The organism is Bordetella pseudohinzii (genome assembly GCF_000657795.2).
In the GTDB taxonomy this organism is placed as follows: domain Bacteria; phylum Pseudomonadota; class Gammaproteobacteria; order Burkholderiales; family Burkholderiaceae_B; genus Bordetella; species Bordetella pseudohinzii.
Genome location: NZ_JHEP02000007.1, coordinates 61,361 through 88,227 on the forward strand (window position 1 = coordinate 61,361; position 26,867 = coordinate 88,227).

Annotated in this window: 27 protein-coding genes and 1 riboswitch; of the genes, 13 read left to right on the forward strand and 14 right to left on the reverse strand. The window is 67.9% G+C overall.

Annotation, left to right across the window (positions count from 1 at the left end; genetic code table 11):
- Window positions 1-14 precede the first annotated feature (14 nt).
- Window positions 15-830, reverse strand: a complete 816-nt coding sequence (locus tag L540_RS10770) for a competence/damage-inducible protein A (RefSeq protein ID WP_043213395.1) — start codon at window positions 828-830, stop codon at window positions 15-17.
- 19 nt (window positions 831-849) lie between these two features.
- Window positions 850-1,641 (reverse strand): EI24 domain-containing protein, encoded by a 792-nt coding sequence (locus tag L540_RS10775; protein WP_231584772.1) that lies wholly within the window; start codon window positions 1,639-1,641, stop codon window positions 850-852.
- 61 nt (window positions 1,642-1,702) lie between these two features.
- On the opposite strand from L540_RS10775, the gene L540_RS10780 reads away from it, so the two are divergent.
- Window positions 1,703-2,086 carry a thioredoxin family protein gene (locus L540_RS10780; RefSeq protein ID WP_043213391.1) on the forward strand — a complete coding sequence of 128 codons (384 nt, stop codon included), beginning with the start codon at window positions 1,703-1,705 and terminating at the stop codon, window positions 2,084-2,086.
- Window positions 2,087-2,146: 60 nt separating this feature from the next.
- Here L540_RS10780 and L540_RS10785 read toward each other — a convergent pair whose 3' ends face one another.
- The 3 genes from L540_RS10785 to L540_RS10795 form a co-directional block, all read right to left on the reverse strand.
- On the reverse strand, window positions 2,147-3,586 hold the full coding sequence (locus L540_RS10785; protein WP_109842486.1) for a DEAD/DEAH box helicase: 1,440 nt from the start codon (window positions 3,584-3,586) through the stop codon (window positions 2,147-2,149).
- Between the two features lie 150 nt (window positions 3,587-3,736).
- The gene (locus L540_RS10790) at window positions 3,737-4,066 is read right to left on the reverse strand and encodes an AzlD domain-containing protein (RefSeq protein ID WP_043213387.1); all 330 of its coding nucleotides are present in this window, start codon (window positions 4,064-4,066) and stop codon (window positions 3,737-3,739) included.
- Window positions 4,066-4,737, reverse strand: a complete 672-nt coding sequence (locus tag L540_RS10795; protein WP_109842487.1) for an AzlC family ABC transporter permease — start codon at window positions 4,735-4,737, stop codon at window positions 4,066-4,068. Before L540_RS10795 ends, L540_RS10790 begins: the two co-directional genes overlap by 1 nt.
- A 415-nt stretch (window positions 4,738-5,152) precedes the next feature.
- Here L540_RS10795 and L540_RS10800 point away from each other — a divergent pair, with 415 nt between their 5' ends.
- The 3 genes from L540_RS10800 to L540_RS10810 are packed head-to-tail and all read left to right on the forward strand — an operon-like array spanning window position 5,153 to window position 6,917.
- A complete protein-coding gene (locus L540_RS10800) occupies window positions 5,153-5,356 on the forward strand; it encodes a zinc-finger domain-containing protein (protein ID WP_029578974.1) in 204 nt (67 codons plus the stop codon).
- Window positions 5,357-5,387: 31 nt separating this feature from the next.
- Entirely contained in the window at window positions 5,388-5,810 is a 423-nt protein-coding gene (locus L540_RS10805; RefSeq protein ID WP_043213382.1) for a YybH family protein, read from the forward strand.
- A 9-nt stretch (window positions 5,811-5,819) separates the two neighbouring features.
- Complete coding sequence (locus tag L540_RS10810; protein WP_043213380.1) at window positions 5,820-6,917, forward strand: YheT family hydrolase; 1,098 nt, start codon at window positions 5,820-5,822, stop codon at window positions 6,915-6,917.
- A 13-nt stretch (window positions 6,918-6,930) separates the two neighbouring features.
- Here the strand turns inward: L540_RS10810 and L540_RS10815 are convergent, their stop codons facing one another.
- Entirely contained in the window at window positions 6,931-8,448 is a 1,518-nt protein-coding gene (locus tag L540_RS10815) for a M48 family metalloprotease (protein WP_048026276.1), read from the reverse strand.
- Window positions 8,449-8,522: 74 nt separating this feature from the next.
- Between L540_RS10815 and galU the strand changes: the two genes are divergently transcribed.
- Window positions 8,523-9,362 (forward strand): UTP--glucose-1-phosphate uridylyltransferase GalU, encoded by an 840-nt coding sequence (gene galU / locus L540_RS10820; RefSeq protein WP_043213376.1) that lies wholly within the window; start codon window positions 8,523-8,525, stop codon window positions 9,360-9,362.
- 13 nt (window positions 9,363-9,375) lie between these two features.
- Here the strand turns inward: galU and L540_RS10825 are convergent, their stop codons facing one another.
- From L540_RS10825 to L540_RS10845, 5 genes are all read right to left on the reverse strand, one after another.
- Window positions 9,376-10,236 (reverse strand): cytochrome c oxidase assembly protein, encoded by an 861-nt coding sequence (locus tag L540_RS10825; protein WP_043213375.1) that lies wholly within the window; start codon window positions 10,234-10,236, stop codon window positions 9,376-9,378.
- A gap of 72 nt (window positions 10,237-10,308) precedes the next feature.
- Window positions 10,309-11,430: a porin gene (locus L540_RS10830; RefSeq protein WP_043213373.1), complete on the reverse strand. Its 1,122-nt coding sequence runs from the start codon at window positions 11,428-11,430 to the stop codon at window positions 10,309-10,311.
- A complete protein-coding gene (gene mgtA / locus L540_RS10835) occupies window positions 11,417-14,152 on the reverse strand; it encodes a magnesium-translocating P-type ATPase (RefSeq protein WP_043213371.1) in 2,736 nt (911 codons plus the stop codon). Before mgtA ends, L540_RS10830 begins: the two co-directional genes overlap by 14 nt.
- 294 nt (window positions 14,153-14,446) lie before the next feature.
- Window positions 14,447-14,779, reverse strand: coding sequence for a hypothetical protein (locus L540_RS10840; protein WP_043213369.1), 333 nt, complete (start codon window positions 14,777-14,779; stop codon window positions 14,447-14,449).
- 459 nt (window positions 14,780-15,238) lie between these two features.
- Window positions 15,239-16,237, reverse strand: coding sequence for a sodium:calcium antiporter (locus L540_RS10845; protein ID WP_043213749.1), 999 nt, complete (start codon window positions 16,235-16,237; stop codon window positions 15,239-15,241).
- A gap of 87 nt (window positions 16,238-16,324) precedes the next feature.
- A riboswitch (yybP-ykoY riboswitch) is annotated at window positions 16,325-16,449 on the reverse strand.
- 97 nt (window positions 16,450-16,546) lie between these two features.
- Here L540_RS10845 and L540_RS10850 point away from each other — a divergent pair.
- On the forward strand, window positions 16,547-17,890 hold the full coding sequence (locus L540_RS10850; protein ID WP_043213367.1) for an aminopeptidase P N-terminal domain-containing protein: 1,344 nt from the start codon (window positions 16,547-16,549) through the stop codon (window positions 17,888-17,890).
- Window positions 17,891-17,903: 13 nt separating this feature from the next.
- Here L540_RS10850 and L540_RS10855 read toward each other — a convergent pair whose 3' ends face one another.
- Window positions 17,904-18,353: a TM2 domain-containing protein gene (locus L540_RS10855; protein WP_180961661.1), complete on the reverse strand. Its 450-nt coding sequence runs from the start codon at window positions 18,351-18,353 to the stop codon at window positions 17,904-17,906.
- 94 nt (window positions 18,354-18,447) lie between these two features.
- Here L540_RS10855 and L540_RS10860 point away from each other — a divergent pair, with 94 nt between their 5' ends.
- The 6 genes from L540_RS10860 to ruvA all read left to right on the forward strand — a co-directional run bounded on the left by L540_RS10860 (window position 18,448) and on the right by ruvA (window position 23,885).
- Window positions 18,448-19,599, forward strand: coding sequence for a UbiH/UbiF/VisC/COQ6 family ubiquinone biosynthesis hydroxylase (locus L540_RS10860; protein WP_043213366.1), 1,152 nt, complete (start codon window positions 18,448-18,450; stop codon window positions 19,597-19,599).
- A gap of 142 nt (window positions 19,600-19,741) precedes the next feature.
- A complete protein-coding gene (dusB, locus tag L540_RS10865; protein WP_043213363.1) occupies window positions 19,742-20,767 on the forward strand; it encodes a tRNA dihydrouridine synthase DusB in 1,026 nt (341 codons plus the stop codon).
- 41 nt (window positions 20,768-20,808) lie between these two features.
- Entirely contained in the window at window positions 20,809-21,048 is a 240-nt protein-coding gene (locus tag L540_RS10870; RefSeq protein WP_029578960.1) for a helix-turn-helix domain-containing protein, read from the forward strand.
- Between the two features lie 65 nt (window positions 21,049-21,113).
- Window positions 21,114-22,703 (forward strand): bifunctional phosphoribosylaminoimidazolecarboxamide formyltransferase/IMP cyclohydrolase, encoded by a 1,590-nt coding sequence (purH, locus tag L540_RS10875; protein WP_043213360.1) that lies wholly within the window; start codon window positions 21,114-21,116, stop codon window positions 22,701-22,703.
- The gene (gene ruvC, locus L540_RS10880; RefSeq protein WP_043213358.1) at window positions 22,703-23,248 is read left to right on the forward strand and encodes a crossover junction endodeoxyribonuclease RuvC; all 546 of its coding nucleotides are present in this window, start codon (window positions 22,703-22,705) and stop codon (window positions 23,246-23,248) included. Before purH ends, ruvC begins: the two co-directional genes overlap by 1 nt.
- A gap of 64 nt (window positions 23,249-23,312) precedes the next feature.
- Window positions 23,313-23,885: a Holliday junction branch migration protein RuvA gene (gene ruvA, locus L540_RS10885; protein ID WP_043213357.1), complete on the forward strand. Its 573-nt coding sequence runs from the start codon at window positions 23,313-23,315 to the stop codon at window positions 23,883-23,885.
- A gap of 8 nt (window positions 23,886-23,893) precedes the next feature.
- Here ruvA and L540_RS10890 read toward each other — a convergent pair whose 3' ends face one another.
- Both L540_RS10890 and L540_RS10895 read right to left on the reverse strand, forming a co-directional pair.
- A complete protein-coding gene (locus L540_RS10890) occupies window positions 23,894-24,652 on the reverse strand; it encodes a hypothetical protein (protein ID WP_109842488.1) in 759 nt (252 codons plus the stop codon).
- Window positions 24,653-24,746: 94 nt separating this feature from the next.
- Window positions 24,747-25,664, reverse strand: a complete 918-nt coding sequence (locus tag L540_RS10895; RefSeq protein WP_043213353.1) for a complex I NDUFA9 subunit family protein — start codon at window positions 25,662-25,664, stop codon at window positions 24,747-24,749.
- 126 nt (window positions 25,665-25,790) lie between these two features.
- Between L540_RS10895 and ruvB the strand changes: the two genes are divergently transcribed.
- Window positions 25,791-26,858, forward strand: a complete 1,068-nt coding sequence (gene ruvB, locus L540_RS10900) for a Holliday junction branch migration DNA helicase RuvB (protein WP_043213351.1) — start codon at window positions 25,791-25,793, stop codon at window positions 26,856-26,858.
- Window positions 26,859-26,867: the final 9 nt, after the last annotated feature.

Below are 26,867 nucleotides of genomic sequence, written 5' to 3' on the forward strand. Positions count from 1 at the left end.
CAGCCTGGCTGACATCAGCCTTTGACGGGCGGCACGAACTGTCCCCCTAAGCGCAGGACCTCGGCACGCAGGAACTCCAGCGCTTCGGCCGCCGGCTCGGGCTCGCCCTTGACGCCCAGCTCGATATGGCCCGGCGCCCCCGCCTCGCCCACACTGGGCAGGCTGAAGGCCTTGACGGCCGGCCACCGGGCTTCCAGGGCCTGCAGGGACAGCGTGATGCGCGACTCCGGCATGTTGAACGCCAGGAAAGAATGCTCGCTGTGCCGCTGGGTGTGCTGCAAGTCGCGGTAGCGGGTGTCCAGCGTCCATTCGAGCATGGGCCAGGCCATGACCGGGAAGCCGGGCACGAAGCTGTGTTCGCGGATATAGAAGCCCGGGATGCGGTTATACGGATTGGGAATAATCTCGCAGCCGGCCGGAAAAACACCCATCTGCAGGCGCTGCTGGTTCTCCGGCGTGCTCATGTCCACCGTGCCCTGCCCCTTGGCGGCCAGATCGTGGGTGCGCTGCACGATGGCTTCTTCGGCGGCCGGGTGCAGCGCAAGCGGAACACCCAGCGCCTCGGCGGCCGCCTGGCGGGTATGGTCGTCGGGCGTGGCGCCGATGCCCCCGCAGGAAAACACGATGTCGCCGCTGGCAAAGCTGCGCCGGTAGGCCGCCACCAGCGTGTCGCGCTCGTCCGGCAGGAACTCGGCCCAGGACAGCTTCATGCCGCGGGCGGCCAGCATCTCGATCACTTTCGAAAAATGCTTGTCCTGGCGGCGTCCGGAAAGGATTTCGTCGCCCACGATGACAAGACCGATGCGGCGGGAAGCAGTATCTGCGGCCATGGGGATTCCTGAAGGGGGATTAGTTGTCGATCACGAGCGGCTGGCGCGCGCGCAGGCGCTGCAGGCTGTCCAGGCCGTAGTGGGCATACACCAGGCTGGAATAGACCGGCAGGATGATCCAGGCCGGCGGCAGCAGGTTGAGCAGCGCGCAGATCAGGCCGATGATCCAGAAGCCGATGTTGTTGCGGGCCAGCAGCCAGCGGCGTTCTTCGGGGCTGGCGTGTTCGACGATGGCGTCGACCCGCAGCATGCGCGAGAAGGCGAAGGCCCACCAGAACACCGACAACAGCAGCGCCATCGGCGGCACCAGCCAGAAAGGCAGGGTCAGCAGCCATCCGAGCGCGAAGATCACACTGACCCAGATGGCATTCCAGACGCTCACGACCGTCGCATTGCGGCCCAGCCGCGAAAGACCGGCATACTCGCGCTTGCTCACATGGCGCAGCACCAGCGGCATGACGAAGACCGCGGCGATGGCCAGGCCCAGAATGCCCGAGACAGGCAGCAGGATGGCGGCGGCCAGCAGCGGGACAAGATAGAGCTTGAGCGAGAACAGGCCGACAGTCACCAGCCAGTCGTCGACGCGATTGACCATCTCCCATTGCGAGGCTTCGACGCGCAGCCAATCGGTCAGCGGCGTCCAGAACAGCCACAGCAGCAGGATGGCGCCGACCAGGGCGATCAGAAAGGGCAGCAGCACCGCGAACAGCATGTTCGGATGCATCTGGGAGACCAGGGCGCGCTTGAAGGCGCGCGCGACATCGGCCCCGGTGCTGGCGGCGGAAGCGGGCGGTTGGGAGGGGAAGGTCATGGGCGCTGCCGGAAGAAATGCATGCCGGGTATGATAGTCAAACACGCTGCGATTTGCCCACATGCCTCTACTACTGCCCGGAACCGACTCCGAAAGCCTGCGCCAGGCCCTGGCGCGGCCCGACAGCTGGCTGGTCGCCTGTTTCTGCGCCGCCTGGTGCGACACCTGCCAGCAATACCGTCCCAAGCTCGAAGCCCTGGCGCAAGCGCGCCCGGAGCATGTCTTTGCCTGGATCGATATCGAGGACCACCCCGATCTGCTGGGCGACGAGGATGTCGAGAATTTCCCCACCCTGCTGGTGCAGGCGGGAGGACGCACGCTTTTCTACGGCACCATGCTGCCGCACATCGGCCACCTCGAACGCCTGCTCGACAGCCTCGCGGCCGACGCGCCGGGGGTCAAGACCGCGCTGCCGGATGTCCCTGCCCTGTTGAGCCGGGCCTGATCCGCGCGCCATGCGCGGTCATGCCCGATGGGATGCGGCCGCGCCAGAAGAGGCGCCCGGTCAGTTGGGCTTGCGGCTGCCGCCCAGCAGCACGGCCAGCTGGCGCTTGCCCGTGGCGGGCGCGCGCGGCGCCTCGGCCTCGGCTTCGGCGCTCGACGCGGCGGGCACATAGGGCTTGTAGAAAAAATCATCGACCGGCTGGCGCGGCGCGCGGCGGTTGCTGTCGCGTCCGCCTTCACGGCTTTCGCGATGGCCGCCCTCGCGGCCTTCGCGGCTGCTGCCGCGTTCGCCGCCCCGGCCATGGCTGTGCGCCAGCAATTCGGCCGGAATCTCCAGCTTGCCGCGCGGCACCTGCCGCTTGATCAGCTTCTCGATATCCAGCAGATAGCGTTCTTCTTCGGGCGTGAACAGCGCGATGGCCTCGCCGCTGGCCCCGGCGCGGCCCGTGCGGCCGATACGATGCACATAGTCTTCGGCGTTGTACGGCAGGTCATAGTTGATGACGCAGGGCACGCCCGCGACATCCAGACCGCGCGCGGCCACATCGGTGGCCACCAGGACTTCCAGCTCGCCGGCCTTGAAGGCTTCGAGCGCCTTCATGCGGTCGGCCTGCGACTTGTCGCCGTGGATGGACTCGGCCTTCACGCCGTCGCGCTCCAGCTGGCGCGCCAGGCGGGCCGTGCCGATCTTGGTATTGGAGAACACGATGACCTGCTTCAGGCCACGCGACTTCACCAGATGCACGACGGCGGCGCGCTTGGCTTCGCCCGACATCTGGTAGGCGATCTGCGTGACCGTGTCGGCGGTGGCATTGCGCGCCGCCACCTCGATCTCGATCGGCTGGTTGAGATAGGAGCGGCCGAGCTTGCGGATCTCGTTGCTGAAGGTGGCGGAAAACAGCAGGCCCTGGCGTTGCGGCGGCAGCAGACGGATGATGCGTTCCAGGTCGGGCAGAAAACCCATGTCCAGCATGCGGTCGGCCTCGTCCAGCACGAGGATGCCGACCTGGCCCAGATTGACGTTTTTCTGCTCGACGTGGTCGAGCAAGCGGCCAGGCGTGGCCACCAGCACTTCACAGCCGCGGCGCAAGGCCTCTTTCTGCGGACCGATATCCACCCCGCCAAAGACCACCGCCGAACGCAGCGGCGTATGCAGGCTGTAGCGCTTGACGTTTTCGTAGACCTGGTCGGCGAGCTCGCGGGTGGGCGTCAGGATCAGGGCGCGCACCGGATGGCGGGCGGGCGATGCGCTGCTATTGGCCAGCGGCATCAGGCGATGCAGAATGGGCAGCGTGAACGCGGCCGTCTTGCCGGTGCCGGTCTGCGCGGCTCCCATGACGTCGCGTCCTTCCGCGACGACCGGAATCGCCTGCGCCTGGATAGGCGTGGGGCTGGTGTAGCCCGTCTCGGCAATGGACTTGAGCAGTAACGGATGAAGTCCGAATTCGGCGAAAGTGCGCACCTCTGATGAGGGCGCGGCGGAGGAGGTAGATTCAGTCATCGGGATAGGCAGATACCGGGGCCACGGGAAAAGAACAAAACGGATTGCGGCTCGCCCGGATTGCTGTGGATAACTTTATTTTAGCGCAGCCGCGCGACAGCCCCCCGGAGGGGGTCCCAAGGGGGCCTGGATGGGCCCGGCCGGCGCCGCTCAGGCCGCCAGCCAACGCAGGCCCCAGAGGGCCAGCATACCGGCCACGATGACCAGCACGGCGCTGCGGGTGCGCAGGAAAACAATGACGCCCAGCAGGCCGGCGACCAGTTTGTAGTCGAAAACCGGCCCCAGGCCCGCTTTCCAGGGCAGGAAGTCCGGCACCACGATGGCCGTCAGGGCGGCCACCGGCGCATAGCGCAAGGCGCGGCGCACCGAGTCCGGCAGCGGCAGGTAGTCGCCAAACAGCATATAGCCGGCGCGCGTGATCACGCTGCACAGGGTCAGCAGCAGAATGGCGCTGTAGATATAGGTTTCGTGGTCGTTCATCAGCGTGCCGGCCGTTTGAAATACCGCTCGGCCCAGATGCCGGCGACGATGCCGGCGATCACGGCGGCGGCCAGCCCCAGGCGCAGCGGCAGCATCTGCCCGACCCAGGCCACCAGGCCGGCGGCCAGCACCGACACCACCATGGGCCGGGAATTGACCAGCGGCACGGTAATCGCCATCAGCGCCAGCACGGCGGCGAAATCCAGCGACCAGGCCGAGGGCACCATGCTGCCCAGGAAAATGCCGACAATGGAGGACGTCTGCCAGACCACCCAGCCCGGGCTGATGGTGCCCAGGAAGTACCAGAGCTGCTCGCGCGTGCCGCGCACGCTGGCCTCGCCATAACGCGGCATGAACAGCACGAACCCCATGTCGGTCGTGAAATATCCCAGCCCCAGCCGCTTGGGCCAGCTGAGATGGCGGAAATAGGGCTGCAGGGCCGCGCCGAAAATAATAAAGCGCAGATTGACCACGAAGCCGGCCGCGAAGACCAGCCAGAGCGGCGCGCCGGAGGCGATCAGGGGCAGCGAGGTCAGCTGGGCCGAGCCGGCATACAGCAGCAGCGTCATGGCCAGGGCCATGGACTCGGTCAGGCCGGACTTGACCATGGCCACGCCGGTCACCAGGCCCCAGGTGCCGGTGGCGATCAGGGCCGGGATGATCGCATGCACCCCTTGGCGGAATGCCTCGATCCGCTCGCGGCGGGCCTGCTGGGTCTCTTCAAGCGTACAGTCGGAAGAATCAGAAGCCACGGCCTGGCCTCTGGCGGAACGACGACATGGGGCTCACGGGAATAGGATGAAAGCGGGGCTTGCGCCCCGGCACAGGACCAAGGCACGATTAGACCCTTATTGTAACCTTCCTGCTTGATACAATACGGCGCACTGGAAGGAGGAAGGCATGCCGATGGCTCATCGCAATGGATTCATCCGGACGGCCCATGCCGCCGGGCGGGCCGTTTTCGCCGGCCGCACCGTCGCTGGCCGCCCCTTCCGCGCCCCCTCCCGTGCCATGCCGCCGGCCACGTCCCGGCGGCGATGAACCTTTCCCACGATTGATCGTCTTACGTTTTTTTAGGAACGTCCCATGACCGCAGCTGCCCAAGCCGCGCAAAACGCCATCGAAGTCGGCGCCGAAGATCTCCCGGTGTACTGCCCCGGCCCCAAGGCCCCCCTGTGGAGCATGCATCCGCGCGTCTTCCTCGACGTCGCCCACACCGGCAGCGCCCGCTGCCCCTACTGTGGCACCGAGTACCGGCTCAAACCCGGCACGGTCGTCCACGGCCACTAACCCCCGCGCCACGCGCGCTAGCCCCGCAGCCATGTTCGCCACCCCCGACGAAGCCGAGCACGCTTTCTACGAAGCCCTTGAGCAGGCCGATGCAGACCGGCTCATGCAGATCTGGGCCGACGACGAAGAAGTCGTCTGCATCCATCCGGGCGGCCTGCGCATCGTGGGTCATACCGCCGTGCGCGACTCCTGGCAGCAGGTCCTGGCCAATGGGCCGCTGCACATCCGCCCCCTGCGCCCGGTCGTGGTGCAGAGCATGATGTGCGCGGTCCACATCCTGGTCGAACAAATCACCGTCCTCACGCGGGAAGGCACCCAGTTCGCCAACTGCTACGCCACCAATATCTATCACAAAGGGCCGACGGGCTGGCGCATGGTCATGCACCATGCCTCCCAGGCGCCGGCTGAAGCGGGCGTGCTGGATCTGCATGACGTCCCCGACCGGTTGCACTAGGTACTCTCCTTGGCTGCAACACGGATAGACCTCACCGCCTGCCCCGTCCCGTCCTGGCTGCCCGATGGCCATAGCCAGACGCTGTACGCGGCCTCGCTGGCCCAATATCACCGCATCGCCTTCGTGCGCGAGCGGGTGGATACGCCGGACACCGATTTCGTCGACTTCGACTGGACCGGGCCGGGCCTGTTCCCGCACAAGGCGGCCGACGGCCGCGCCGTCACGGGCGATGCGCCAGTCAACGGCAAGACCGCCGCGGCGCGCTGGATGCAGCCCGAAGACTGGAACTCCCTGCCCCGCGGCGCCGAGACCCAGGCGCTGGTGCTGTTCCATGGGCTGGAAGGCGGCAGCGACAGCCGCTATGCCCAGTCCATCGCCCATCACTTCCGCGCGCGGGGCTGGATCGTGGCGATCGCGCACTTCCGCGGCTGCTCCGGCGTGCCCAACCGCCTGGCGCGCGCCTATTACTCCGGCGATTCCGAAGAAGTCGGCTTCATGCTGGAGACGGTGCGCGCGCGCATTCCGCAGGCGCGCTGGCACGCCGTGGGGGTGTCATTGGGCGGCAATGCCCTGCTCAAATACCTGGGCGAACACGCCGACCGCACGCAATGGCTGGCGGGCGCGGCCGGCGTGTCCGTGCCGCTGGACCTGGTGGCCGGCGGCAAGGCGCTATGCCAGGGTTTTTTCGGCCGGCGCATTTACACGCCCTATTTCCTGCGCACCATGAAACACAAGGTGCTCGAAAAGGCCAAGCGCTTCCCGGGCGCCATCGATGTCATGCGCATCGCGCACGCGCGCGACCTGCGCGACTTCGACGACGCCTATACCGCGCCCATGCATGGCTTTCGCAACGCGCTCGATTACTGGACACGCGCCTCGAGCAAGCCCTGGCTGGCCAAGATCGCCGTGCCCACGCTGGTGCTCAATGCGCGCAACGATCCTTTCCTGCCGGAAAGCGCGCTGCCGGTGCCCGCCGAGTGCGCCGACGCCGTGCTGCTGCACCAGCCGGCCGCGGGCGGCCACGCGGGTTTCCCGACCGGCCCCTTCCCGGCCCACCTGAACTGGCTGCCGCAGCGGCTGGGCCGCTTCTTCGAGACCGGCAAATAGGCCGCCGCGCCGCCTAGCCAGAGCGGAAACGCTCCAGCAGCGCGCGCTCGTCGGCCAGCTTCTGCTTGACCTCCCGGATCTGCACGTCGATCTGGGACTGCTCATAGAAATCCGTGGACATATTGCGCGCCTGCTGCAGCTGCGACTCGGCCGCGGCATAGGCGCCCGTGGCCACATAGAAGCGGGCCATGTCGCGGCGCGCCTCGACCGGCCGGCCGGTGCGCTCCAGGCTTTGCGCCAACAATTGATAGAGTTCGGGCTCGTCGCTGCCCCATTGCTGGATGCGCTGGCGCAGATAGGCCTGGGCCTCGGGATTGCGGCCGTTGTCCTGCAAAGCCTGGGCATAGGCCATGCCCAGGGCGCGGCGGTCGGGCCACTGCTTGATGGCGGCCTGCGCCAACGCCAGCTGGCGCGCACTGTCCTTGCGCGCGGCGGCGATATCGATGGCGAGCTTGGCCATCTGCGGCGAGGTCCGCCCCTCGGCCGAGGCCTGATCCAGAAAACTCTGCGCCTGAGCCAGGTCATTGCGCTGGAAGTTGTAATAGGCCAGGCCGTACTGCGCCGCCGCGCGGCGCACACCCGACAGCGCCCGGCTCTCGTCCTGCAACTGCTGCTGGGCCGTGCGCAGGCCGGCGGTGTCGCGTCCCTGGACCACGCGCATCTTGGCCCGTATGAACCAGAAATCATCGCTGTCGATATAGCGTGAGGCGCGCTGCTCCCGGATGCGGTTCTGCACATCCGACATCCGCTCGATGGACAGGGGGTGGGTGCTGGCCCAGGCCCCGCCGCCCATGCCCTCGTTCAGGCGCGAGGCGTTCATGAGGCGCTCGAACATCCGCGCCATGCCGGAGGGGTCATAGCCCGCGCGGGAGAGCATTTGCAGCCCGGTCCGGTCGGCTTCGCGCTCGGCATCGCGCGAGAACCCCAGCTGCCGGTTGATGGCGGCCGCCTGGCCGAAGGCGGCCACGCCCATGGCCAGGTTGCCGCCCCCGCCGGCCAGCGCGGCCAGCAAGGCCGCCGCCAGGCTGGCCATCATGACCACGCTGTTCTGGTTTTGCTGCGTCATGCCGCGCGCGATATGGCGCTGCACGACGTGGCCGATTTCGTGGGCCAGCACCGCGGCGAGCTCGGACTCGCTGGCCGAGGAGACGATCAGCCCGGTATTGACGCCGATGAAGCCGCCCGGCATGGCGAAGGCGTTGATCTCGGGATCGCGCACCCCGAACATCTCGACCTCGGGCACGCCCCCGGGCGAAAACGAGGCCAGCTTGCGCCCCATGGCGGTGAGATATTGCGCCAGCTCCGGGTCATTGACGTAGGTGGGATCGCGCCGCCCCTGCGCCATGATGGCTTCGCCCAGCTGCCTTTCCAGGGCGGGAGACAGGTCCGCCGACGAGGCCGCGCCCATGGAGGGCAGCCCCATGGGCTGGGCCATGGCCGGCGCCACGGGCAAGCCCAGCGCCAGGCAAAGAAGCGCGGCCAATGAACGATTTCCAGCCTTGAGCGAAAATAAGCGGATATGGCGGTTCATGGTTCTATGATAGCCAGAGCCGGAAAAAGTTTTTGCCATCAACCTATCTATCGATCAATTTTGTTGGAGTCTCGATGAAAACCGTGCGAAAGGCCGTCTTTCCCGTTGCTGGCATGGGGACGAGGTTTTTGCCCGCCACCAAGGCCATGCCCAAGGAAATGCTGCCCGTGGTCGACAAGCCCCTGATCCAGTACGCCGTGGAAGAAGCCGTGGCCGCGGGCATCACCGACCTGATCTTCGTCACCGGCCGCAATAAGCGCGCCATCGAGGATCATTTCGACGCGGCGCCCGAGCTTGAAACCGACCTCGAGAAAAAAGGCAAGAACGAACTGCTCGCCCTGGTGCGCGATATCCTGCCTCCCCATGTCAACTGTATCTATATCCGCCAGTCCGCCCCGCTAGGCCTGGGCCACGCCGTGCTCACCGCCGCGCCGGCCGTGGGCGATGAGCCGTTTGCCGTCTTGCTGGCCGACGACCTTATCGACGCCGACACGCCGGTGCTGTCGCAACTGATCGCCTGCGCCGCGGAACACGAGGGCAGCGTCCTGGGCGTGCAGGAAGTCCCGCGCGAGGACACCCGCAAGTACGGCATCGTGGCCGCCACCGAAGTCGCGCCGCGCACCGAACGTGTCTCCCACATGGTGGAAAAGCCCGCCCCCGAGCAGGCGCCGTCCACGCTGGCCGTGGTGGGACGCTATGTGCTGGAGCCGGAGATCTTCGATCATCTACGCGCCACCCAGATGGACAAGAGCAATGAAATCCAGCTCACCGACGGCATCGCGGCGATGATGCGCGACCGCCCGGTATTCGCCTATCGCTACGAGGGGCGCCGCTTCGATTGCGGCAGCAAGGCCGGGATGTTCCAGGCCACGGTCGCCTTCGGCCGCAAGTACCACGGCCTGATCCCCGACTAAAGGAAGGCGGGCCTCAGGCCCCGCCCTGGGCCGGGCCCGGCGCCTGCCGGGCCATGCGATCGACGCGCCGCAGGCGCCCCTTGGCGGATAGCCGCATCAGCGTGCCCAGGGCCACCAGCAAACCCACCACCTCGACCAGCGCCGCGGGAATCCACATCGTGAGCCCGCCTATGGTCTGGTCGGTCTGGGCCGACATGGCGATCGCGCGCCCGCACAACTCAAACAGCGGATAGATATCGCTCTCGGTAAAGGCGATGACCGCGCCCGCCACCATCTGCGGCGCCATGGTCAGGATGGGAGACAGCACCCGCCCTCCCGGTGACATGGCGGCCGGCGGGCTGGGACGGCGGTCCAGGATGAGGTTCCAGTACATGAAGCCGCTGATGACCACGGACCAGTTCATCAGCCGGTACAGCCGCCAGTCCAGCATGGAATAGAACTGGACGGCGGGCAGCAGCCAGACCAGCACCAGGAAGACAAACAGCACGGGCACCAGGATACGGTGCGTGAGCAGGCCCACGAGCGCCCTGCCCCAGGCCGTGGCCAAGGCGTCGCGCAGGCGGCGGCGCCAGGCCAGGGGCAGGCCGGCGCGCATCACCGAACCCGGAAACGCGGCCATGACCAGCAAGGGCCCGAGATGATGCAGAACCAGGTGTTGGGCGCGATGGATGAAGAACATGCGCTCGGCGTAATAGTCCAGCCGAGTATGCAGGGACAGATAGAGCAGCGCCATGCCGCTCCAGAAACATAATTGGCGCGCCAGCGTGACGCGATGCACGCGCTGGCCGCGCACGAAGAGCACGATGGCCGCGGCAAAGGCCAGCACCAGCGTAGGAGAGAACTCCCAGGGAATGAGCCAAGCGAGAACATCCATGCCGCGACCGGACCTCCAGGAAACCTGAACGCTGCGCCAGGCCGCAGGGCGGCCGCCTGGATCCGATTGTAGCTAGAACCGCTGAGTCAGTCCCACGGCGACGCGCGTGGTGCTGCTGGCCTCCGGCGTGAAGCTGTCATCCAATGTGCCGTTGAGCAGGCGGCCGACAAAGGCGTAGACACTGGTGCGCGCCGACAGATCCTGGCGCCACCCCAGGGTGTAGAGCTGCACGGTGCGCGCGCGCTGGCCGTTGTCCCAGTGCCAGTTCGGGCGCGCCAGCGATGCCTGCAGGAGGACGGCCGAGGCGGCACCAACCGGCAGCTCGGCTCCCAGCAGCCAGGCATCGGCCCGGCCGCCCTGGACAAAAGCCAGCGGCCCCAATCCCTCGACCCCGCCGCCATCCTGCCCGACAAAGCCGTCGCGCTGGCGCGACCAGGCCAGAGAGACCTTCCAGTCCTCGGCCTGATAGGCCAGGCCGGCCTGCCAGGCCGTGGGCGCGCGCCCGGCCGCCGCGCTGCCGGCGCCCGGATGCAGGCGATCCCAGGTCAGCACGGCCAGCCAGGGCTCGGCCTCGTACTTGAGGCCGGCGCTCCAGGCATGGCCTCGTCCCCGCGGCGAGGGGCCGTCAGGCCCGGCCGCATCGAAGGCATAGCCCAGGCCGGCCTGCCAGCCGCCCCATTGCGGCGTGTAGACATTGAGCAGGTTGTCGCGGCGATAGTTGTCGGATGCCTTGAACAAGGCCCCCATGCCCATCTCGCGCCAGGAGGCGACCTCCAGGGCGCTGCCATAGTCCATGCCGATGGTGGACTGCCGCCCCAGGCGGAGCTCGCCCAGGCTGTCGCTGGCCAGCCCCACCCAGCTGCCATAGTTGAACAGCTGGCCAGGGTTGTCGGACTGCCCGTTGCCGGCGTCAAAGCCGCTTTCGAGGCCGGCATTGACCTGCCAGCCATTGCCCAGCGGCTCGGTCAGGCGCAGGCCCCAGAGGCTGTCGGTCTGCCCGCCCGAGAGGACGCCGCCGCGCGTGCCGGCCGACTCGCCGCCGCCGCTGACATGGGTGCTGGAGACGGCGGCGTCCACCACGCCATAGAGTTGCAAGACGGTTTCATCGGCGTGGACGCCGCCCGCCCAGGCCGAGGCGGCCAGGAGCAGGCCCAGGGCCCGGCGCGGGCCGCAAGCTCTCTTATTGCCAGCCATGGCGCCGCACCCATACGTTTTTGAGAAGCTGGGTCAGGCCGGCATAACCCAGCAGGATGACCGCGAGCAAGGGGAAATACATCCAGGATAGAGGCTGCATGTCGAAATAGGCCGCGAGGGGCGTAAAGGGCAACAACAGGCCGGCAAGCATCACCAGTGCTGTCATGACAAGCAGGGCGGGCGCCGCGCGGCTTTGCACGAAAGGAATACGGCGCGTGCGGATCAGATGCACAACCAGGGCTTGTGACAGCAGGCCTTCGACGAACCAGCCGGACTGGAACAAGGACTGATGCGCCGGAGCATTCGCGCCGAAAACGTACCACATCAATGCAAAGGTCAGTATGTCGAAGATCGAGCTGATGGGGCCGAAGAACACCATAAAGCGGCCGAGTCCGGCGGGATCCCAGCGCTGCGGGGCTTGCAGCTGCTCGGCGTCCACCCGGTCGAAGGGAATGGCGGTCTGCGAAAAATCGTAGAGCAGGTTCTGCAGCAGCAACTGGATGGGCAGCATGGGCAGAAAGGGCAGGAAGGCGCTGGCCACCAGCACGGAGAAGACGTTGCCGAAGTTGGAGCTGGCCGTCATCTTCAGGTATTTAAGCATGTTGCAGAAAATGCGGCGGCCCTCCACCACCCCGTCCTCCAGCACGGTGAGGCTTTTCTCGAGCAGGATGATGTCGGCGGCTTCCTTGGAAATATCCACGGCCGAATCCACCGAAATACCGACATCGGCCGCGCGCAGCGCCGGCGCATCATTGATGCCGTCGCCCATGAAGCCGACCGTGGCGCCCTGCGCGCGCAACGCGCGCACCAGACGCTCCTTGTGGGCGGGCGTGAGGCGCGCGAACACGCTGCCGCGGCGGGCGGCCTCGGCCAGCTCCGCGTCGTCCATGGCGTCCAGATCGGCGCCCAGGTAGCCGCGCTCGACGTCCAGGCCCACTTCGCGGCAGACCTTCCGCGCCACGGCCAGCACGTCGCCGGTCAGCACCTTGACCGCGATGCCCGAGGCCATGAGCGCGCGCAGCGCGGGCGCGGCCGACTCCTTGGGCGGATCCAGGAAGGCGATATAGCCCGCCAGCGTCAGCCCGTTTTCGTCGGCGACCCCGTAGGGGCCATGATCGGCGGCCAGGCGCTTGATGGCCACGGCGATGACGCGCAGGCCTTCGGCGTTGAGCTCGTTCGTGCCGCGCCGGATCGCCTCGCGGGCCGCCTCGTCCAGCCAGGCCTCGCCATCGGCGGTGCTCACGCGCGCGCATACCGACAGGATTTCCTCCAGGGCGCCCTTGCAGATCAACTCATGGCTGCCGTCGCCGTCGCGCGCGCTCACCACCACCGACATGCGCCGGCGCGAAAAATCAAAGGGTATCTCGTCGATCTTCTGGTAGTTGGCCGCCGGGTCGAGCTGGCGGCCGATCTCGGCATGCTCCAGCACGGCGACGTCCAGCAAGTTCTTCAAGCCCGTCTGGTAGTGACTGTTGAGATAGGCATAGCCCAGCACGGCGTCGCTGGGCGCGCCATCGACGTCGATATGGCGCTCGAGCACGATGCGGTCCTGGGTCAGCGTGCCGGTCTTGTCGGTGCACAGCACCGTCATGGCGCCCAGGTTCTGGATGGCGTCCAGACGCTTGACCACCACCTTTTTGCGCGACATGGCCACCGCCCCCTTGGCCAGGGTCGAGGTCACGATCATGGGCAGCATTTCAGGGGTGAGGCCCACGGCCACCGCCAGCGCGAACAGCAGCGCCTCAAGCCAGTCGCCCTTGGTCAGGCCATTGATCAGAAAGACCAGCGGCGCCATGACAAGCATGAAGCGGATCAGCACCCAGCTCACGCGATTGATGCCGCGCTGGAATTGCGTGGGCGCGCGCGTGGTGGCGGTGACCGTGCCGGCCAGCCGACCGAAACTGCTTTGCCCGCCGGTGGCAAGCGCCAGGGCCAGGGCCGAGCCGCTGACGACATTGGTGCCCATGAAGACGATGTTCTCCAGCTCCAGCGCATTGCGCAGGCCGGGGCGCGGCTGCGCGGATTTTTCCACGGGCAGCGATTCACCGGTCAGCGCGGCCTGGGCCACGAACAGGTCCTTGGCCGTCAGGATGCGGCAATCGGCGGGCACCATGTCGCCGGCCGACAAGGCCACCACATCGCCCGGCACGAGGTCGCGCAGGGGCAGCTCCAGGCCGCGGGCCACGCCGGGACGCAGGACCGTCGCGGTGTTCTGCACCATGGCCCGCAGGGCGTCGGCCGCGCGGTTGGAGCGTCGCTCCTGGGCAAAGCGCAGCACGGTGGCGATCAGCACCATGCCGCCGATGATGACGACCGAGGCCCAGCTGCGCTCATCGGGCTGCGCCAGATACACATCGGTGAGCCAGGACAGCGCCGCCAGGGCGGCGAGCAGCAGATTGAAGGGGTTGCGGAAAGACAGCCACAGGTGCATGGGCCAGGACAGCGGCCGCTCGTGGTCGACCTGGTTGGGCCCATGCCTCAGGCGCGCGGCCTCGGCCTGGGCCTCGGTCAGGCCCAGGGGGCTGCTGCCCAGATCGGCATAAAGCGCATCCAGCGGCGCATAGGCCAGCGCCAGCGTGCGCCCGCCTTCGCGGCGGGCCATGTCGGCGGCCGCGCCGGGGTCGGCGCCGATCTGTTCGAGAATGGGATCGCGGCGGAAATAGCGGCCAATATGGCGCACTTGCGCCGCCGAGGAAAACAAGGCTTTGAGTACGTGCAGCATCGGAATTCTCCGAGGGCGGGCGCTGACGACGGACGTGCGTCAGCCCCGGGGTTCGACCGGAAGAAAATCGGCGATGCGCCGGGAAAACGAAGCGTCGACGAGCGGCCGGCCAGGCGGCCGGCTTATCCAGGAGACGTCAGATCCGCCCCCTCCGGCGGCGGAGGGAACGGATATCGCGTCGCGCGGGGTGGCGTCGCGCCTTGCGCGCCCGGCGCCATCGAGGCTCGGGATCGGCGGTAGCGGGCATGGACGGACGCTCCAGGGAAAAGGTGGAAGAGATGAAGACGCGGGGCCTCAGGCGCCCGCGGGATGCGCGCCGAAACGCACTTGGCGCACGACCGGGTTGGCGCTCAGGCGCTTGGCCTGCGACATCAATTCGCCGCGCAGTTCGGGCGGACACTTGACGGTGACGCAGGCCGAGGCCAGATCGGCATGCTGGGAGCTGTCCACCTGGAAATGCGCCACGCTCAGGCCGGCGGCGGAGAAGTCCAGGCAGATCTGTTTGCGCACATCGCCCAGCGCATCGCGCGGGCATACCACGGTCAGCCGCGACGTCCCTTGGCGGCGGTTCTGGGCGCCGGCACGGTCCACACCGGCGCGACGCAGGAACAAGTCGAAAAAGCGCATGACGACCTCCGTACAGCAAGGCGGAGACGCGCTGCGAGCACACACACCGGCTCTCGCGGCACGCGCTTGCGCAAACAGACGGCGCAAGACGGGCACGCGCGATAAAACGGCGGTTCTGGCGTGAGTGTTGAGGAGACTGCCCAGTCCGATCAGCTTGCTGCTGAAAAGCTCGCCAGCACATCGGCCGTGTTACGTCGGGGACGCATGGGCCGTTTTACCGGAGCGTTTGGGCGGGACGCCGCAACCTGCATGGCTTAACAGGCGCGGCAGAGAGGTTCTGCGTGATCCTGTTAAGCAGCGATGTCGATGCAAGATCGACTACTACTGTCGCCGGAATCGGTGTTCACAGAACAACTCCTGAGATTGAAAACAGCAAGATTTTACGCGGGTTTGTACTGATGGACAAGGTTTTGGGCAAAAAAACCCGGCGCGCCTGCGCCGGGGTGCTCACGCCGCGGGTCAGGCGTAGAAATACCAGCCCAGATAGGCGGCGAAAACGCCATACAGGCCGCCCACGGCGGCCAGGGCCGGCACGCTCATGCGCGCCTGGCGGAAGCGCAGCCACAGCAGCATGATGGCCACCAGCGTCATCAGGCCGGCGACCAGCAGCGGGCCGTCGAGCAGCCAGGGCGTCATGAAGATCCCCAGCGCGCTGGGGATGGTGGCCTGGATCATCATGGCGCCGGAGATATTGGCCAGGGCCAGGCGTTCCTTGCCCTGCCGCACCCAGATCAGGGCATTCATGATTTCGGGCAGCTCGGTGGCCACGGGGGCCAGCAGCAAGGCGGCCAGATGCGGCGATGCCCCCATGGCAACGCCCAGGAACTCGATCTGGCGGACAAACACATGAGAGGCGACGCCGATCACCACCAAGGCGAGCAGCGTCTGCGTACAGGACCAGAACAGCGAGGGGTTGGCATCGCGCGGACGCAGCTTGAGCGGTTCGAGGTCTTCGCAGTCCAGGCACTCCTCGTCGTTGGAGAGTTCGCGCTTGACGTAGAGCGCGTAGGTGCCCAGAAAGAGGATGCCCAGCCAGGGCTTCCAGGCAAAGGCCAGCAGGCCCAGGCCCACCTTGAACACAAAGATGCCCATGAACCAGGCCTGGTCGCGCGCCAGGCGCGGCTGGTCGGCCTGGATGATCAAGGCGCGACCCGTGCCGTGGGCGCGCAGCAGCGCCAGGCCGACCACGGCATAGGCCAGGGTCGCCAGCACCAGGGGCCCGCCCATGGCGGCGCCCACGCCGATGTCTTTCTGCTCCGGGGTCTGGCCGAACACCACGGCCATGAAAGTCACCGCGCTTTCCGGCAGGGCCGTGCCGAATGCGGCCAGGACGGTGCCGGTGGCGGTGGCGCCGAGGCGGAAATGGTGTCCGACCCATTCGACGCCATTGACGAAGAACTCACAGGCGAAATAGATGATCGCCGCGGCCAGCAGAAACAGGAATATCGAGAGAAACATGATGGGCAGCCGAGCGAGCAGATAACTTTGGCGCGACAACGCGGCTCGCCCGGCTGGGGTGAACGCGATGTGGCCAAAGGTCTCGCCGGGCGCTTGCGGTGGCCGCCAAACGGCGCCGCAAGGCTATCAGCGCCATGGGGATGAACCACCAAGTTTGTTGACGCTGACTCCTTTGGGGATACAAAGGATGGCTACTCCCCAATGACAGTGGCGCGATTGTAGCAGCGCCGCGGCAAAAGGCCAGCGATGCCCTGGGCGCCTTACGGTACAGTAGGCGGGTTTCCCGTCTGTCTGTTACGAGCCCGCCCCATGAGCCTGCCCGCCGACGATATTTCTCCCTTCGCGGCACGCCGCCGCCGCGTCCTGGACTGGATGCAGGCCCAGGGCGGCGGCGTGGCCGTCATCGCCACCGCGCCGCAAGCCATGCGCAACCGCGACGCCGACTATCCCTATCGCCACGACAGCGATTTTTACTATCTGACGGGTTTCATCGAACCCGAGGCCTGGCTGGTGCTGATCGCGGGGGCCGACCCGCGCGCCGTGCTCTTTTGCCGCGCCCGCAATGAAGCGCATGAGATCTGGGAGGGCTTGCGCGTCGGCCCCGAAGCGGCCGCCGGGCGGTTCGGCATGGACGATGCCCATCCGGTGGACAGCCTGGACGAGCTCTTGCCCGAATGGCTGCTGGACCAGCCTTCGCTCTGGCTCTCGCAGACCGCCAACGAGGCCACGTGCAAGCGCGTGCAGGCCTGGATGCAGACCGCGCGCGGCCTGGGACGCAGCGGCGCCCGCCCGCCTTCGGCGCTGCGGGACATCAATCCGCTGCTGGCCGATATGCGCCTGGTCAAGGATGCCGCCGAGATCGCCTCGATGCGGCGGGCCGCGCGCATTTCGGCCGGCGCGCATGCGCGCGCCATGCGCCATGTGCGGCCCGGCATGCGCGAATACGAGATCGAGGCCGAACTGCTGCATGAGTTCCGCCGCCATGGCGCGCAGGGCGTGGCCTACAACAGCATCGTGGCCTCGGGCGCCAATGCCTGCATCCTGCACTACCAGGCCGGCGATGCCGAACTGCGCGACGGCGAGCTGGTCCTGATCGATGCCGGCTGCGAGTACGACAGCTATGCCTCGGACATCACCCGCACCTTTCCGGTCAACGGCCGCTACAGCGGCGCGCAGCGCGCCCTCTACGACCTGACGGCGGCGGCGCAGGAGGCGGCGGCCGCCGCCACCGCGCCGGGACGCAGCTGGGATGACGGCCACCAGGCGGCGGTGCGCGTGCTGGCCCAGGGCATGCTGGACGAAAAACTGCTGCGCGGCAGCCTGGACGGCGTGCTGGAGTCAGGGGCCTACACCCGCTTTTACATGCACCGCACCGGCCACTGGCTGGGGCTGGACGTCCATGATGTCGGCGACTACCGCGCCGCGGCGCCCGCCCCCGGCGCGGCCCGTCCCTGGCGCACCCTGGAGCCCGGCATGATGCTGACCATCGAGCCCGGCATCTATGTGCGCCGCGCCGATGACGTGCCGGCCCGGTTCTGGGATATCGGCATCCGCATCGAAGACGATGCCCTGGTCACGGAGACAGGCTGCGAGCTCATCACCCGTGGCGTGCCGGTCGACGCGCGCGAAATCGAAGCCCTGATGCGGGAATGACCCGCCCCGCGGGCTAGAACACGTAGCCGTCGAGCCAGCCCATGGCCGTCCACACATAGACCACCACCATGGCGACGGCGAGCATGGAGACAATGCCGCCGGCCAGGCAGGACAGGAGCGCGACCAGGACGGCGGGCCAGCCGGTGCGCGACACCGGGCCCAGGCCGGGGTTGTAGCGCCGGTCGAATTTCTGGTCGGCCATGAGACTGTAGACGGCGGCTTCGATGAAGCCGGCGATCATGGGGATGAAGAGCAAAAAGAAAGCCGGGTTGTCCCACCACGACTCGAAGGCCAGCGTGCCGGCCAGGCACAGGGCGGCATACAGCGTCACGACCCAGGCATGGCGGCGCCCCAGATACCAGCCCTGGGCGCCGATCACGCCCAGCAGACAGGCCAGCAGCCCCGCGACCACCTTGCTGCGCGGGGCGCGCGGCGGCGTTGCCAAGGTCTGGGCCTGCGTCATCATGAGCCTCCGGAGCGGGCGGGCGCGGCCCGCGGGTCGAGCCACATTCTAGGGCCGGCGCGCGGCAAGTTGAACCCCCGGTAAAATCCCGGCTATGAATCTATCGGTGTATGACGTCGCGATCCTGGGAGCGGGGCCGGTGGGCCAGGCGCTGGCGCTGCTGCTGGCGCGCGTCTGGCCGCGGCCCGAACGCATTGCGCTGCTGGCCGGCCAGCCCGTCCAGGCCCGGGCGCTGCCGGCGGCCGACCCGCGCGTGCTGGCGATGAACCATGGCAGCCGCGTCCTGCTCCAAAGCCTGGACGCCTGGCCCGCGCAACATGCCGACATCCGCCACATCCATGTGTCGCAGCGCGGCCGCCTGGGCCGCACCGTCATCGATAGCGAGGATTTCGGCGTGGCCCAGCTCGGCAGCGTCGTGCCCTACGCCGGGCTGCACAGCCGCCTGGCCGAGCGCGTGGCGCACAGCGGGGTGACCGTCCTGAACGGCCCGGCGGCCAGCGTCCGCGCCCAGGGCCCGGAGGGCGTGCTGCTGGCCCAGGGCGAGGCCGACCTGTCCTGCCGGATCGCCGTGCAATGCGATGGCGCCGGCGGCACGGACCTGCGGCGCGACTATGACCAGCATGCCGTCATCACCAGCGCCCGCGCCAGCCTGCCCCGCGCCGGCTGGGCCTGGGAACGCTTCACCGCCGAAGGCCCCCTGGCGCTCCTGCCGCATCCGCAGCTGGCCGATACCTATTCCGTGGTCTGGTGCGTGGCGCCGGCGCGCGCGCAGGCGCTGGCCGCCCTGGACGACAGGCAGTTTTCCGCCGCCTTGAGCGCCGCGTTCGGCCAGCGCCTGGGCCGGCTGCACAGCCAGGCCCCGCGCCATATTTTTCCCTTGGAGCTGAAGGCGCGCCACGCCCTGGCGCAGGGGCGGGTCGCCACCATAGGCAACGCCGCCCAGACCCTGCATCCCGTGGCCGGCCAGGGGCTGAACCTGGGCCTGCGCGATGCCGCGCAATTGGCCCAATCCCTGCAGGGCTGGCGCGCCGGCGATGATCCGCGCGCGCGCCTGGCCAATTTCGCGCGCGCCCGCCGCGCGGACCGCTGGATCACGGCCGGCCTGACCGACCTCATGCCGCGCATCTTCGCCACCGGCCTGGCGCCGGTCGAGCATGCCTGCGGCCTGGCCCTGCTCGCCCTGGACCTGGCCGCGCCCCTGCGCGCGCCGCTGGCGCGCCATCTCTTGCAGGGGTTGCGCGTCTAGGCTGTCCCCAAGGGGCGCGGCTTCCGAAACGCCCCTCGCAATCGGCCTCTTCAGAGGGGTCTGGCGCCGCCGTTGCCTCCGGATTCATATTCCGCGAGGCAAGGCAAAATGGGGCCAGGCCCAAGACGGTTAAAATGTGAGCATGCGCATCGGCCCCTGGTCTCTTTCCAACAACGTTTTCGTCGCCCCCATGGCCGGGGTGACGGATCGTCCTTTCCGCCAGCTCTGCAAGCGGCTGGGCGCGGGCTACGCCGTCTCCGAGATGGCCGCGAGCAACCCGCGCCTGTGGGACAGCGTCAAGACCTCGCGCCGCCTGAACCACGACGGCGAGATGGCGCCGATTTCGGTGCAGATCGCCGGCGCTGACCCCGAAATGATGGCCGAAGCCGCCGTATTCAACGTGAATAAAGGCGCGCGCATCATCGACATCAATATGGGCTGCCCGGTCAAAAAGGTCTGCAACCTGGCCTCCGGCTCGGCGCTGCTGCGCCATGAGGATCTCATCGCCCGCATCCTGGATGCGGTGGTGGGCGCCTGCGCGCCGCTGGGCGTGCCGGTCACGCTCAAGACCCGCACCGGCTGGGACCGCGAAAGCCGCAATGCCCTGCGCGTGGCCAGGCTGGCCGAGCAAAGCGGCATCGCCGCCCTGACCCTGCATGGCCGCACCCGTTGCGACCTGTATACCGGGCAGGCCGAATACGACACCATTCGCGCGGTCAAGGCCGAGATCGGCATTCCGGTCGTGGCCAACGGCGATATCGACAGCCCCGAAAAAGCCCGCCAGGTGCTGGACTACACCGGCGCGGACGCCGTGATGATAGGGCGCGCCGCCCAGGGCCGCCCCTGGATCTTCCGCGAAATCGATCATTTCCTGCGCACCGGCCAGACGCTCGCCCCGCCCACCTACGCGGAGATGCGCGATCTGCTGCTCGAGCACCTGGACGATCACTATCGCTTCTATGGCGAACACACCGGCGTGCGCACGGCGCGCAAGCACATCGGCTGGTATATCGACGCCCTGCCCGGCGCGCATGCCTTCCGCGCCCGCATGAATCTCATTGACAACACCGCCGAGCAATTCCGTGCGGTGGCCGAGTGGTTCGATCACTCGCTTATGGGTGGCGGCAATCCAAGCCCTGCCGTCACCTCGAACTTGCTGGCGGCATAAGCGCCAGCCCCACCATAAAAATATCTGTACTCAAAACCAAAATGAGCAAAAAAGATGTCCTGGAAGAATGCGTGCGCGCCAGCCTGGAGCGCTATTTCGAAGACTTGGGTGATTCCGAGCCCCACGATATGTGGGACATGGTGATGCGCTGCGTCGAGCGCCCCGTCCTCGAAGTCGCCCTGGAACGAGCTGGCGGCAATCAATCGCGCGCTTCCGAAATGCTGGGCATCACCCGCAATACCCTGCGCAAGAAGCTGCTGGCGCACAACATCCAGCCCTGAACGGCGGATCGATAGATTTCCCTGTATCCGCGTCCCTGACCGGACGCCCCTGACCCACCACCATCATGAAAATCGAAACTGCCCTGCTTTCGGTGTCCGACAAGACCGGCATCGTGGAATTCGCCCGCGCGCTGGCCGCGCGCGGCGTGCGCCTGCTCTCTACCGGGGGCACCGCCCGCCTGCTGTCCGAATCCGGCCTGACCGTCACCGAGGTGGCCCAGCACACCGGCTCGCCGGAAATCCTCGACGGCCGCGTCAAGACGCTGCACCCGAAGATCCACGGCGGCCTGCTGGCGCGCCGCGACAGCCAGGAGCACATGGACACGATCGCCGCCTCGGGCATCGACCGCATCGACATGCTGGTGGTCAACCTCTATCCCTTCCGCGAAACCGTGGCCAAGCCCGGCTGCACCTTCGCCGACGCGGTCGAGAACATCGATATCGGCGGCCCGGCCATGCTGCGCGCCGCGGCCAAGAACCACGGCACCGAGGCCGGCGGCGTGACCGTCGTCATCGACCCGGCCGACTACAGCCGCGTGCTGTCCGAAATCGACCAGGGCGGCGGCACTTCCTACGCCCTGCGCCTGGAGCTGGCCACCAAGGTCTACGCCCACACCGCCTCTTATGACGGCGCCATCGCCGCCTACCTCAGCAGCCTGGCCGAGCCCGCGCCGGCCCAGGACGCCGTGCCGGCCCGCAATGAGTGGCCGCGCACCCTGACCATCCAGGTGCAGCAGGAACAGGCCCTGCGCTATGGCGAGAACCCGCACCAGACCGCGGCCTTCTACGTGGATCCGCAGCGCCCCTCCGGCCTGCTGGGCAATTACCGCCAGCTGCAGGGCAAGGAGCTTTCGTACAACAACATCGCCGACGCCGACGCTGCCTGGGAATGCGTGCGCAGCTTCGACACCCCGGCCTGCGTCATCGTCAAGCATGCCAACCCTTGCGGCGTGGCCGTGGCCAGCGGCAACCTGGAGGCCTACCAGAAGGCCTTCAAGACCGACCCGACCTCGGCTTTCGGCGGCATCATCGCCTTTAACCGCCCGGTCGACGCGGCCACCGCCGAAGCCGTGAGCGGACAATTCCTGGAAGTGCTGCTGGCGCCGGCCTATGACGGCGCCGCGCTGGCCATCCTGGCCGCCAAGAAGAATGTGCGCGTGCTCGAGGTGCCGGCCGGCGCGGGTCAGAACGCCTTCGACGTCAAGCGCGTGGGCGGCGGCTGGCTGGTGCAGACCCCGGATGCCTTCCAGGTGCCGCGCGACGCCCTGAAGGTCGTGAGCAAGCGCCAGCCGACCGAAGCCGAGATGAATGACCTCGCCTTTGCCTGGAAGGTCGCCAAGTACGTCAAGTCCAATGCCATCGTCTTCGTCGGCGGCGGCATGACCCTGGGCGTGGGCGCCGGCCAGATGAGCCGCATCGATTCGGCCCGCATCGCCTCGATCAAGGCCGAGAACGCCGGCCTGACGCTGCAAGGCTCGGCCGTGGCCTCGGATGCCTTCTTCCCCTTCCGCGACGGCCTGGACGTGGTCGTGGCCGCGGGCGCGACCTGCGTGATCCAGCCCGGCGGCAGCGTGCGCGATGATGAAGTCATCGCCGCGGCCGACGAGCATGGCATCGCCATGGTCCTGACCGGCACCCGTCACTTCCGCCACTGATGCGCGTCCTCGGCATCGACCCCGGCCTGCGCCGCACCGGCTTCGGTGTGATCGATGCCGAAGGCATGCGCCTGCGCTATGTGGCCAGCGGCACCATCGTGGTGCCGCCCGAGCTGGCGCTGGCGCAGCGCCTGAAGGTCATCCTCGACAATCTGCGCGAGGTGGCCCGCGAGACGCGGCCCGATGTGGCCGCGCTCGAAATCGTCTTCCTGAACGCCAATCCGTCCTCCACCCTGCTGCTGGGCCATGCCCGCGGCGCGGCGCTGTGCGCGCTGGCCGAAAGCGCGCTGGACGTGCACGAATACACGGCGCTGCAGATCAAGAAATCCGTGGTCGGCACCGGCCGCGCGGCCAAGGAGCAGGTGCAGATGATGGTCCAGCACCTGCTGTCGCTGGACGGCACGCCGGCCCCCGACTCCGCCGATGCGCTGGCCTGCGCCATCTGCCACGCCCATACCGGCCCGCTGCAAAGCCGCCTGGCTCCCCTGTCCACCGTCTCGCGCACGGGCAAGACGCGGGTGCGCAACGGGCGCCTGCTCGGCTGAACGTATAGAATCGCGCCATCGGGGCCGCTCCACCGGCGCCCCCTCTTCAGGCAAGATTCTCCCCATGATAGGTCGCATCACCGGAACCCTGATCGAAAAAGCGCCGCCCGTGGTCTGCGTGGACGTCAACGGCGTGGGCTATGAGATCGACGTGCCCATGAGCACGCTGTACGCGCTGCCGGACAACGGCGCGCGCGTCACGCTCTTCACGCACCTGGTGGTGCGCGAGGACGCGCATCTGCTCTATGGTTTCGGCACCGCCAGCGAGCGGGCCGCCTTCCGCGAATTGATCAAGGTCAGCGGCATCGGCGCGCGCACCGCGCTGGCCGTGCTGTCCGGCATGTCGGTGGCCGAACTCTCGCAGGCCATCACCCTGCAGGAAAGCGGCCGGCTGACCCGCGTGCCCGGCATCGGCAAGAAGACGGCCGAACGCCTGCTGCTGGAGATGCGCGGCAAGCTGGGCGCCGACATCGGCGCCACCCCGCATGCCGTGCCCGACAGCCAGAGCGACATCCTCAACGCCCTGGTCGCGCTGGGCTACTCGGAGAAAGAATCGCTGGCCGCGCTCAAGACGCTGCCCGAAGGGGTCAGCGTCTCGGATGGCATCCGTCAGGCGCTCAAGGCCCTGGCGCGCTAGGCGCGCCGCTACTGGAACTGCGCGCTCTCGTATTCGGTGGCATAGACGCCGTTGGGCGTCTTGCTGCTCACGCTCAGCGCCAGCTTGTAATCCACCAGCCAGCCATAGACGACTTCGCGCTGCGTGACGGCATTCTCGTTGGCGTCGACGCAGGTCATCTCGATGGCCCGGCCGGCCAAGGCGGGCAGCAGCTTGCTGGCCGGATAGGCCGCGCCGGTTTTGCAGGCGCGCGTCCAGGGCCGTCCCGTATCCAGCGGATCCTTGGTGCTCTCGCGCAGCTCGAAGCGGTATTCGCTGTTTTCCTTGATGTCGGCCAGGCTGCTCCAGGCATTGGCCGCGCGCGAATAGCGCGGCGGCGCGGTCCATGTCCGGCTCGGGCTGGCGCTCTGGCTGCCCAGGGCCACGGCGCCGTGATAGACAGCGGCAAAAAACCGGTTGACCAGCAGGCCGTTGGCCTCGCTCTTGCCGATCTGGCGCAGCATGCCGTCATCCCGGTCATTGATGAAGAGGGTTTCGAACGCCAGCTTGTCCTCGGGTTTTCTCTTGTCGAAGCTCCATCCCTTGATCACGGCGCGCTTGAAGGGATAGGGTTCGGATCCCGGCGGCTTGAGCAGCGCCTGGGTGGCGACGGGCAAGGCGGCGTAGGAAAACGCATTGGCGGAATAGCCTTCCGGGTCGGCCGTCATGGGCTGGACTTTCATATTGCCCGCGCAACCGGTCAACGCAATACTGGCCGCGACAGCGGCCAGGCGCAGCTTGTCATGCATCACCAAGCACCTCTGGATTCGACGAAAGTGCAGGCCCGGCGCGAGAACCGCCCCAGGCAAGGCTCAAAGGGAAAAAATACGGCAGGCGATGATACTACTGCCGCGCCAGATAGGCGGGCGCGACGGCCTCCAGCGCCGTGGGCACCAAATGCAGCGCCGCATCGAGCGGGCCGCTGGCGATGTTGTCGCGCGAGAGCGAATCCAGGTTGTCGCGTGAAATCAGGGGCTCGCCCGGCAGGCATTCCAGCATGGCCGCCTGCAGGCGGGCCAGCGCGCCCGGCAAGGCCATGACCGGCCGGGGATGGCCGCTCCACAGGGCGCAGCGGCCGGCCAGTTCGGCCAGGGTATAGATCTCGGGCCCGGCCAGCTCATAGCAGGCGCCGGCGGCCCCGGGATCGCGCAAGACGGTGACGATGGCCTGGGCGACATCGCCGACAAACACAGGCTGCACCCGGCTGCGGGCGCCCGGCACCAAGAGCACCGGCAGCCAGCGCGCCAGCCGCGCGAACAGATTGGTGAAGTTGTCTTCCGGCCCGAACACCACCGAAGGACGCAGCAGCGTCCAGCCCGGCTGCGCGGCCCGGGCGTAGGCCTCGCGGATGGCGGCCTCGCCATCGCCCTTGGATCGCGCGTACATGCTGGGGCCGTTGCTGTCGGCGCCCAGGGCGCTCACGTGGACCAGCCGCGACACCCCATGGCGCAGGCAGGCCTGAGCCAGCCGCCGCGGCAGTTCGACATGCGCGCGCGCGAAGCCCGCGCCATAGGGCCGGCCGCGGCCGCCATGCAGCACGCCCACCAGGTTGATCGCGGCATCGCAATCCCGCAGCAAGGCGTCCAGGACGGCGTCGTCGTAGACGTCACCCTCCTGCACGGTAACGGTGGGCAACACCAGCAGCTCACGGCCATGGGCCAGCCGGCGCGTGGGCACACGGACGCGATGCCCGGCGCGCGCCAGGCGCGCCGCCACCCGCCGACCGATAAAGCCCGTGCCGCCCATGACCAGGATACGCATCACCGCCCCTCCCCGCTGTCTTCCCGGCATTCTGCCCCGCCCGGCGGGGCCACCGCAAGCCGCTGGAGCCCGGCGGCCGGACATGGGACAATGCTGTACAAGCAACCAGTTCCGGCGCTTTCACTTATGGCAATCCAGTCCGATTCGCTCTCCTCCCGCCCCGATGCCCACCGCCTGGTGACACCGGCGCCTGTCTCGCCCAACGAAGAATCCATCGAGCGCGCCCTGCGGCCCAAGGCCCTGCAGGAGTACGTGGGGCAGCAGCGCGCGCGCGAGCAGCTGGAGATCTTCATCGCGGCGGCGCGCAAGCGCGGCGAATCGCTGGACCACGTCCTGCTCTTCGGCCCGCCGGGCCTGGGCAAGACCACGCTGGCCCACATCATCGCCCACGAGATGGGCGTGCAGCTGCGCCAGACCTCCGGCCCCGTGCTGGAGCGCCCCGGCGACCTGGCCGCGCTGCTGACCAATCTTGAACGCAACGATGTGCTGTTCATCGACGAAATCCACCGCCTCTCGCCGGTCGTCGAAGAAATCCTCTACCCCGCGCTCGAAGACTTCCAGATCGATATCCTGATCGGCGAAGGTCCGGCCGCGCGCAGCGTCAAGCTGGACCTGCAGCCGTTCACGCTGGTGGGCGCGACCACGCGCGCCGGCATGCTCACCAACCCGCTGCGCGACCGCTTCGGCATCGTGTCGCGCCTGGAGTTCTACAACACGGACGACCTGGCCAGCATCGTCACGCGCAGCGCCGGCCTACTCAATGCCGATATCACCGCCGACGGCGCGCGCGAAGTCGCCCGCCGCGCGCGCGGCACGCCGCGCATCGCCAACCGGCTGCTGCGCCGGGTGCGCGACTACGCGGAGGTCAAGGCCAACGGGCGCATCGATACCGACGCCGCCAGCCAGGCCCTGGCCATGCTCGAAGTCGACCCCCAGGGCCTGGACCTGATGGACCGCAAGCTGCTGGAAGCCATCGTGCATAAATTCGATGGCGGCCCGGTGGGCGTGGACAGCCTGGCCGCGGCCATCGGCGAAGAACGCGACACTATCGAAGACGTGATCGAGCCCTATCTGATCCAGCACGGCTATCTGCAGCGCACGCCGCGCGGCCGCATGGCGACCCAGACCACCTGGCGCCACCTGGGCCTGCAGCCCCCGGCCGGCAGCCAGACCGCCTCGGGCGATCTGTTCTAGCGCCGGCCG